Genomic DNA, 6,545 nt, shown 5'->3' with positions numbered 1-6,545 from the left:
ACTCCTACAGGGGGTTGGGTGAAGCCAGGAATCGCGCTACACAGCGGCCATCAAACTGTGCCGGCGATGGTGCACTTCCAGTTGATCCTTGATCACCTTCAGCACTTTGGCTTCGTGCTCATGGATGAAGAAATGACCGCCAGCGAGCATGTCCACGGAGAAACTGCCGAGGGTTTCCTTGCTCCAGCCGATCAATTGCTCGGTGGTCGCGCGGTCAGTGGTACCGCCGAGTACATGCACCGGGCATTTGAGCAGTGGGCGCTGGATCGGCTGAAAACGCCCGCACAGCAAGAAGTCGGCACGCAGCACCGGCAGGGTCAGGCTCATCAGTTCGGCGTTGGCGAGAATTTCCTCGCTGGTGCCATTCAAGGTGCGCAGTTGCTCGATCAGTTCGGCATCGCTCTTAGGCTCGGCGAAGCCACGGTCATACTCACTGCGCAGCGTTGGCGCCGCCGTGCCGGAGGCGAACAGCGCAACCGGCTCCGGCAAGCCCAAGGCACGCAAGGCATGGGCCAGCTCGCAGGCCAGCAGCGCGCCGAGGCTGTGGCCGAAAATGGCATAAGGCGCGCGCAGGGTCGTTTGCAGTTCGCTGGCCAACTGACGGGCCAGCGCCCGCATATCGGTTTGCAGCGCTTCGCCAAAACGTGCGCCGCGACCCGGTAGTTCTACCGGTTGCAGCGTCAGCCACTGCGGCAATTTGCGCCGCCAGCGGCTGTAGACCATGGCACTGGCGCCCGAATAAGGAAGGCACAGCAATGTCAGCTGAGTCACCCGGCTTACCTCGAAAAGTTGTCTGTATAAAAGAACGAAGGCGGCCCTGCAGAAATTAGCCCGCGCGCGTCTATCCAGTCATTTCAGGTGGCGGTAACTCTGTATCGCTGAGCCCAACACCACAGCCCCGGCAGCAATCGCCAGCCAGAACCCGCTGCGCGCACCAAAGGCATCGACCAGCGCCCCGGCCCCCGCTGCACCAATCGCTACGCCAATACTCAAACCGGTCGCCAGCCAGGTCAGGCCTTCAGTCAGTTTGGCCGGCGGCACAATGCGCTCAATCAACGCCATCGCCACAATCAGTGTCGGCGCGAAGAACAGCCCGGCGATAAACACCGCCACCGACAAGCCCAAGATATTGCTCGCCAGCAGTAGCGGCAATGTCGTTACCGCCGTCGCCACGCCACCGTACAAAAACAAGCGGGGCAACGGCACTTTCGAGCGCATGCCGCCGAAGGCGATACCAGCCAGGCACGAGCCGATGGCGTAAACCGACAAGACGATGCTCGCCGCCGCTGGCTGCCCTTGCTGCTGGGCAAACGCAACGCTGACCACATCAATCACGCCGACGATGATGCCCATGGCAATCATCAGCGCCAGCAGTAGCTGAATATCCGTTGACGCAATGATTGAGCCCTGATGATGCGACTCCTGTGGATGCACCGCCGGCTCAGTGCTGCGCTGGGCCACGAACGCCGTGACACCTATCGCCAGCGCCAATAACGCCGCCATCGGCCCGGCTTCGGGAAACACTGCCACGCACAACCCCACCGACAGCGGCGGACCGACAATAAAGCAGACTTCATCGAGTACCGACTCCAGCGCATACGCCGTCTGCAATTGCGGCTGGCCGCGATAGATTTCCGTCCAGCGCGCTCGCACCATCGCCGACATGCTCGGCATGCACCCGGCCAGCGCGGCGAAGATGAACAACGTCCAGGTCGGCGCCTGCAAACGCGTGCAAAGCAGCAACATCAGTAGCGCGCCACCGCCGATCAATGCCGATACCGGCAGAATGCGCCGCTGACCAAAGCGATCAACCAGCCGCGAAACCTGTGGCGCACAAAACGCCGTGGCCAAGGCAAACGTCGCCGCCACCGCACCGGCCAACGCATAGCCGCCGTACAGCTGCGAAAGCATGGTGATCACGCCGATACCGGTCATGGAGATCGGCATGCGCGCGATCATCCCGGCCAGCACAAAATTTCGTGCACCGGGGGCGTTGAACAATTCGCGGTAGGGGTTTGCCATGGACTGCAGCCTCATCAAGGGCCGCCAAGTTGCCATAGCGCCCGAAGCTGTGAAAGCGCGGAATTGTTGGTGGAATGTGAAGACGCCCTTCGCGAGCAGGCTCGCTCCCACAGGAGGATTCATGTACGACGTTGATCCAGTGTGGGAGCGAGCCTGCTCGCGAAAGCGTCAGCAAAATCACCGCAGACTTTCTGCCAAATGAACTCTCACTGTTGGCAACCGGTCAGCTATGTAAGCCCTCACTCAAGGCGCGCCATTGCATGCACATCTCCCTCACCGGACAAGTAGCCCTGATCACCGGTGCCAGCTCCGGCATCGGCCACGCGGCCGCCCAAGCCCTGGCTGCTGCCGGCGCTGCGGTGGTCATCAACTACAACCGCCAGGCCGAACCTGCCGAAGCATTGGCCCGGCAGATCATCGCTGACGGTGGTCAAGCCCTCGCCATCGGTGCCGATGTCTCGAAGGAAGATGAGGTTGAACGGCTGTTCGCCGAAACCCTCGATGCCTTCGGCTCACTGGACATTCTGGTGGCCAACTCGGGTCTGCAAAAAGACGCCGCCGCTGTGGACATGACCCTGGACGACTGGAACGCGGTGATCGGCGTTAACCTCACCGGGCAGTTCCTCTGTGCCCGCGCCGCCCTGCGGATTTTCATTCGCCAAGGCATTCGTGAAGGCGTGTCCCGCGCAGCCGGAAAGATCATCCACATGAGTTCGGTGCACCAGCGCATTCCCTGGGCCGGGCACGTCAATTACGCCGCGTCCAAGGGTGGCGTCGATCAGTTGATGCAGACCCTCGCGCAGGAAGTCAGCCAGCAGCGCATTCGCATCAACGGCATCGCGCCGGGGGCGATTCGTACGGCGATCAACAAAGACGCCACCGAAGGCGCGGCCGCTGAAAAGCTGCTCGACCTGATTCCCTACGGACGTATCGGCGATGCTGAAGACGTCGCCAACGCCGTGGTCTTTCTCGCCTCCGACGCCTCCGATTACATCGTTGGCACCACCCTGTTCATCGACGGCGGCATGAGCCTCTATCCGGAGTTTCGCGGCAATGGCTGAGCATCACCTGGAACGACAAAGCCCGATCGACGCCCACGGCATCATCGGCGACATGCGCAGTGCGGCACTGGTCAATGATCGCGGCAGTGTGGATTTTTTCTGCTGGCCGGAGTTCGACAGCCCGTCGATTTTCTGTTCGTTGCTGGACTCGCCGGACGCCGGGATTTTTCAACTGACGCCGGACTTGCCCGATGCGCGACGCGAGCAGATTTACCTGCCCGACACCAACGTCCTGCAAACCCGCTGGCTCAGTGAATATGCCGTGGTGGAAATCACCGACATGTTGCCCGTGGGCGACAGCGAGGATGATCTGCCGTTGCTGATGCGCCGGGTGCGGGTAGTCAGCGGCGAAGCGACCTTCCACATGCGCTGCGCCGTGCGGCACGACTATGCCCGTGCCGACACCCGCGCGCAGTTGGAGCAAAAGGACGTAGTGTTCAGCGCCAGCGCGCAACCGACGTTGCGCCTGGCCTCGGATCAACCGATGCAGGTTGACGCCCAAGCCGCCGTTGCGCACTTCACGCTGAAACAGAATCAGACCGCAGGCTTCATGCTCGGCGCCACGGACGATCCGCGCTTCGCTGAAGGGGCTGGTGAGTTCTGCATGGAACGCACACTGAAGTTCTGGCGCGACTGGATCGGTCAGTCGATTTACCGCGGGCGCTGGCGCGAAATGGTCAACCGCTCGGCACTGGCGTTAAAACTCCTGACCTCGCGCAAACACGGCGCGATTCTCGCCGCTGCTACTTTCGGCCTGCCGGAAACGCCGGGCGGCGAACGCAACTGGGACTACCGCTACACCTGGATCCGCGATGCCTCGTTCACGGTCTACGCGTTCATGCGCCTGGGTTTTGTCAGCGAAGCCAACGATTACATGCGCTGGCTGCGCGGGCGGGTCAGCGACTGCCACGGGCAACCGATGAAACTGAACATTCTTTATGCCATCGACGGCCGTCAGGAACTGCCGGAAACCGAACTTGCCAACTTATCCGGCCACGGCGGCGCAAAACCGGTGCGCATCGGCAATGGCGCCTACGAGCAGATCCAGCTGGATATCTTCGGCGAACTGATGGACGCGGTGTATCTGGTCAACAAGTATGGTGACGCGATTTCCCACGAAGGCTGGAAACACGTGCGCGAAGTGGTCGATCAAGTCTGTGAGACGTGGCAGACCAAAGACGTAGGCATTTGGGAAATGCGTGGTGAGCAGCACCACTTTCTGCATTCGCGGCTGATGTGCTGGGTCGCGCTGGACCGGGCCATTCGGCTGGCCTCAAAACGCTCGCTGCCCGCGCCATTCGCGCAGTGGGACCAAACCCGCCAGGCGATCTATGCCGACATCTGGGACAACTTCTGGAACGAAGAACGCGGACACTTCGTCCAGTACAAGGGCGGCACCGCGCTGGACGGTTCGATGTTACTGATGCCTCTGGTGCGCTTCGTCAGCGCCAAGGACCCGCGCTGGTTGTCGACCCTTGAGGCCATCGAAAAGACCCTGGTGCGCGACGGCATGGTTTATCGCTATCGCAACGACGACGCCAACATTGATGGTTTGGCCGGCACCGAAGGCGCATTTGCCGCCTGTTCGTTCTGGTACGTCGAATGCCTGGCCCGCGCCGGGCAAGTGGAGAAAGCTCATCTGGAATTCGAACAACTGCTGCGCTACGCCAATCCGCTGGGCCTTTACGCCGAAGAGTTCGACGCCCATGGCCGGCATCTGGGCAACACCCCGCAGGCCTTGACGCATCTGGCGTTGATCAGCGCGGCAAGTTTTCTCGACCGCAAGTTGAGTGGGGAAAAGAGTTACTGGCAGCCGTAATCGTCGCCAAGATCTGTAGGAAATAGTCCGTATCAACAGCCAATTGTAGGACTGATACCTACGCAAAAGCAGGCTCACTCCCACCCCCTGTGGCGAGGGAGCTTGCTCCCGCCGGGTCGCGAAGCGGCCCTGAAACCTGCCTCCCCAATCCCACTGAAGCACCGAGTTGCCTGACTTTGCGTCTGCTGCGCAGCCGAGCGGGAGCAAGCTCCCTCGCCACAGTTCGAACACACCTGCGGACTACAGCGGCTCAACGTCCCCCACCACATCCCTCCCCCGCAACTCGCAGTCACACCCGGAAATACCCTGTTGCCAGCTGTTACATCCGCCCCTACCATCCATCGCAACGGGCACAGCGGAGCTGTCCAACAAAACCCGAATTCAAGGAACCAGAATGAGCCAACGCATCCACCGCCAGATCGACACCCCACTGCGCACGGGCCTCAAGCGCGACGAACTGTGGGAAGCCGCCGACAAAGGCCTGATCAAATGCTGGGAAATCGGCCGCCAGCGCGCCGCCCGCTTCCCCGACCTCGCTCAACGCTGCAGCGCCGATGAACTGCCGGTGCTGGGCTGGAAAGGTGGCGTCAGCCGTAGCCTGAAGAAGAATGAAAAATACGGATCGCTGAAATACCTCGCCCAGTGGCAGGGGTTGCGTGGGGAGGATCTGGATATTGATCTGGGTGCCGAACGGGTCATGACCTGCTCGCGGACGAAAATGGTGGTGACGTTTACGCCGGATCGCAGCAAGTATTTCAATCAGGTGGGCGAAGCGGAAGGTATAGCTTCATAAAGAAAAAGCACGAGAACATAGAAGGTTTTTTCCTGCAATGCACATATGTGCTTTTGCAACTCAATCCATAAATCACAAGGCACAGACATTGAAGCTCACAGAAAAAATACTTGATGAGATTTCAAATCAAGGATCAGAAATCGCTAAAAAATACTCAGTGCCTCTATTGGTTTTTGACGCCGAGAAAACTAAACCGCAGACAGCAACCGGACTACTGCTGGAAACTCAAAGAGGCACCGTTCTTGTTACCTCAGCCCACGTTTTCGAAGGCTACTTAGAACTAAAGGATGCTGGTCGTTTTCAGGCGGGAATGAGAGGCAAAGTCATAAAGAACCTGAAAGATAGAATTCGACTTTCAAAAACTCAGGACGTCGGCTTTGCATTACTGACCGATGACGAGGTTGCAGGCACTGGTTTCCCTGTCTACCCAAAGTCCGGTGTATCGCAAGAGCCACCGCAGAAGCTGGATCTCGTTGCCTATTCCGGCTTTCCCGGTTGCTGGAAAGAAGTGCTGGCCAATATAGGTATGAGACTTACCGCATTAACTTGCCTTGCAGCCGTAGAAACAGTCGAAGATGATCAATTCTCTGTCCGAATGGACGAGGAACGATACGAGCTTGCGCAAAACTCAATCCGTCATTTGGAGGATGCAGGTGGGATAAGCGGCGCGCCCGTATTCAGCCTGTTTGACTTCTGGAAGTCCAAACGTCGTCAGCCACTCTTGATTGGCTTCATTTTTGAAGGTTACGTTTGGTCTGAGACAGACCATAAACATTACGCTGTGCCTTTGAAGGCGCTACAGGAAATAGCTGACTTTGAGTTCTAAACTGTTTATTGCCTTCCGATAGGA

The 6,545-nt window shown here is 59.2% G+C and carries 6 protein-coding genes; 4 read left to right on the top strand and 2 right to left on the bottom strand.

What is annotated here, in order from left to right:
* Positions 1-36: 36 nt before the first annotated feature.
* Positions 37-771: a thioesterase II family protein gene (locus BK670_RS03335; RefSeq protein ID WP_123448595.1), complete on the bottom strand. Its 735-nt coding sequence runs from the start codon at positions 769-771 to the stop codon at positions 37-39.
* A gap of 78 nt (positions 772-849) precedes the next feature.
* Positions 850-2,022: an MFS transporter gene (locus BK670_RS03330; protein ID WP_123448594.1), complete on the bottom strand. Its 1,173-nt coding sequence runs from the start codon at positions 2,020-2,022 to the stop codon at positions 850-852.
* 260 nt (positions 2,023-2,282) lie between these two features.
* Between BK670_RS03330 and BK670_RS03325 the strand changes: the two genes are divergently transcribed.
* The 4 genes from BK670_RS03325 (at position 2,283) to BK670_RS03310 (ending at position 6,521) form a co-directional block, all read left to right on the top strand.
* Positions 2,283-3,083 carry a glucose 1-dehydrogenase gene (locus BK670_RS03325; protein WP_123448593.1) on the top strand — a complete coding sequence of 267 codons (801 nt, stop codon included), beginning with the start codon at positions 2,283-2,285 and terminating at the stop codon, positions 3,081-3,083.
* Positions 3,076-4,902, top strand: coding sequence for a glycoside hydrolase family 15 protein (locus BK670_RS03320; protein ID WP_123448592.1), 1,827 nt, complete (start codon positions 3,076-3,078; stop codon positions 4,900-4,902). The genes BK670_RS03325 and BK670_RS03320 overlap by 8 nt, the downstream gene beginning before the upstream one ends.
* Before the next feature lie 394 nt (positions 4,903-5,296).
* Entirely contained in the window at positions 5,297-5,695 is a 399-nt protein-coding gene (locus tag BK670_RS03315; RefSeq protein WP_123448591.1) for a hypothetical protein, read from the top strand.
* An 88-nt stretch (positions 5,696-5,783) separates the two neighbouring features.
* Positions 5,784-6,521 carry a hypothetical protein gene (locus BK670_RS03310; RefSeq protein WP_148047001.1) on the top strand — a complete coding sequence of 246 codons (738 nt, stop codon included), beginning with the start codon at positions 5,784-5,786 and terminating at the stop codon, positions 6,519-6,521.
* Positions 6,522-6,545: the final 24 nt, after the last annotated feature.

The sequence above is a fragment of the Pseudomonas fluorescens genome (assembly GCF_003732425.1).
In the GTDB taxonomy this organism is placed as follows: domain Bacteria; phylum Pseudomonadota; class Gammaproteobacteria; order Pseudomonadales; family Pseudomonadaceae; genus Aquipseudomonas; species Aquipseudomonas fluorescens_BE.
This window is presented reverse-complemented; position numbering and strand designations above follow the sequence as displayed.